The following is a 422-nucleotide window of genomic DNA, read 5'->3' on the forward strand; positions in this document are numbered from 1 at the left end:
ATCTGCACGCCCTCCTCGCAGGCGGGGCAGCCGTACTTGATGCGCACATGGCGGATCACCTCGACCCGCGCCGGCACCACATGCAGTTCCTCGCTGATCTCTTTGCCGATCTCCTTGAGCTCGGTGCCGTCATCGTGGCAGTGACGGGCCTCCTCGGGGAGCTCATGGATCATCTCGACGCGGGGCAGTTCGGGCGGTAGCGCCACGCGGCCACCACGGGTGCGACGCTTGGCCGGCTGTTGGGGGGCAACCGGCACATCAGCTTCGTCGCCAGCCGTGTCATCTTGGGTGCCGGCCTCTTCCTCATCGACCGTTATCTCGGCCTCGTTGATGAGTAGGTCACCTTGCGCGACGCGATACTTTTCGGTGGAGGGGCCGAACTGGCGCTCGATGGCCAGACGGAATTGCTCGAACAACGCCGC

General features: G+C 65.2%; 1 protein-coding gene. It reads right to left on the reverse strand.

The genetic code is table 11. The annotated features are described in order from the left end of the window. A partial coding sequence (locus GRB80_RS15790) for an IS66 family transposase zinc-finger binding domain-containing protein (protein ID WP_202597374.1) occupies window positions 1-422 on the reverse strand: 422 nt, incomplete at both ends.

The sequence above is a fragment of the Halomonas icarae genome (genome assembly GCF_009901955.1).
GTDB lineage: Bacteria > Pseudomonadota > Gammaproteobacteria > Pseudomonadales > Halomonadaceae > Halomonas > Halomonas icarae.